Below are 1,966 nucleotides of genomic sequence, written 5' to 3' on the forward strand. Positions count from 1 at the left end.
GGGGCCGGCCCCCGCTGCGACGATGCCAGCCGGTCACGAGCGGTCGCGTCGCGGCAGAGCGTCCGATTGACCATCAGATATCGTGACCATCAAGCCATCAAACATCTTGCACGCGCTCAGTACGCGGAGCAATACTATATTTTGAGACCCGAAAAACTGGACAATATTCCGTTCTTGGGTCCTGACGAAAACACTGTCGAACGAGACTACAGCTTCGAGGAGCAGCCTGTTGGGTCGCCGGCACTGATTTTCACAAACAGCCTGAAGGATCGATGCGCTGCAGACCGCGTCAAGGAATTTATCGGCGCTATATTATTTGATGGCAACAATCTGGTCGTTAAGACTGCGCTCCGCGACGCCCTGCTTGACCTTGAGGTGCCCAATATGTTTATGCATTCGGCGATCTACATTGATGACCGGGACGTGTGGCATGAGGATTACTGGTTCTGTACCTTCACCGCGCTGTTCGACTGCTGGGATAGAACAGCGTCAGACGCCAGCACGAGCTTCGTGAAAGCGAACGGCGAAAAAGACTATGATGTTTACAAATACGTTTTGAATAAAGAACTGCTCGATAAAACGCCGCTCAAACAGCGTCTTCTCTTCAAAATGGGCGGCACTCTGGAAGCGTTCGTGTTTTGCCATGAGTCGATTGCCGGGCTATTCCGAAGGGACATGCCGAACGGGGCCAGGCTGGTGTTGGCGTCCGACTACTAGAGGTTCGGTGTCGGGAAATATCAACTAGTAATGGGCAGCTAATGAGCGACGACACACAGCAATACTATATCTTGAGGGAGGCAAAACAAGACAATATTCCGTTCCTGGGCCCTGACGAAAATACGGTCGAACGCGACTTCAGCTTCGAGCAACAGCCGGTCGGATCGCCGCCGCTGATTTTTACAAACAGTTTGAGGGACCGGTTCGCCGCCAACGGCGTGAAGGAATTCATCGGCCCTGTGCTATTTCATGGCAACAATCTGGTCGTGAAAACTTCGATCCGCGACGCCCTGCTTGATCTTCAGGTACCCGATATGTTCATGCATCCGGCGATCTACATCGACGACCGGGACAAGTGGCATGAGGATTACTGGTACTGCACATTCACGTCTCTGTTCGACTGCTGGGATCGGACATTGTCCGAGGCCAGTACCAACTACACGGGGACCGGCGACGCGAAGCGCTTTGGTGTGTATGAGTACGTGCTCGATGCTGAAGTCCTCGACAGAACGCCGCTTGAAAAACGGCTACTCTTCAAGATGGGGGGCACCATAGACGCGTACGTGTTTTGTCATGAGTCTATCGCGGGGCTGTTCAGAAGTGGTATGCCTCAAGGGGCAAGACTGGTCTTGGCGTCCGACTACTAGGCTCGGGAGCAGTGAAGCACGGCTTTAGCTCGGCGTTAAGTACGAGGGACATTGCCTCAGCTAGCATCCGGCGAACCCGACTGTTCCTCGGGTGATGGAAAATTTGAATTGGTCATGGGACAGTAGTGACAGATTATACGGCGCAGTATCATATTTTGAGGAAGTCAACCGACGAGAGTGCACCCTACTTGGCGCCCGAATACCTTCGATCGAACATTAGGCTGAGGCCCAGCAGCTCGCCGGCTCGCCCCCATTCGTCTTCAGCAATGCTTTGAAGGAGAGAAATAAGGCCGGACGTATCAAGGACGCGGTCACCCCCCTGTTATTCTACGCCAGTGATCTGGTTGTGAGCGCGTCAATCCGTGAAGCACTACTTGATCGCCAGTTGCCGCATGTGCATCTTTATGCGGGTCGGCCCTACTGGATCAGAGGCTTACGTTGTAGTATCGTCTCGATAATTTGTTAGCGTGCTCATCTGACAGCGCTAGTGTAGTGCGTCAAACAGATTGAAGCTTATTAAGTTTGGCACGAGCGCGCGTGACTTTGGCAAGAATGTCGGTCGCTTTCGCGGTCCATATATACGGTTTCGGTGCCATATTATG

General features: G+C 53.1%; 2 protein-coding genes. Both read left to right on the forward strand.

Annotated features, from left to right (window positions below; genetic code table 11):
* Positions 1 to 717: hypothetical protein (locus ACP7D4_RS27920; RefSeq protein ID WP_426212688.1), on the forward strand; the 717-nt coding region annotated here is incomplete at its 5' end.
* A 41-nt stretch (positions 718 to 758) separates the two neighbouring features.
* Positions 759 to 1,364 carry a hypothetical protein gene (locus ACP7D4_RS27925; RefSeq protein WP_426212689.1) on the forward strand — a complete coding sequence of 202 codons (606 nt, stop codon included), beginning with the start codon at positions 759 to 761 and terminating at the stop codon, positions 1,362 to 1,364.
* Positions 1,365 to 1,966: the final 602 nt, after the last annotated feature.

Origin of the sequence: Massilia sp. TWP1-3-3 (genome assembly GCF_049897805.1) — a bacterium.
GTDB lineage: Bacteria > Pseudomonadota > Gammaproteobacteria > Burkholderiales > Burkholderiaceae_D > Telluria_A.

Coding starts and splice junctions, on each gene's coding strand:
- ACP7D4_RS27925 (WP_426212689.1), top strand. CDS start 759: ATGAGCGACGACACACAGCAATACTATATCTTGAGGGAGGCAAAACAA.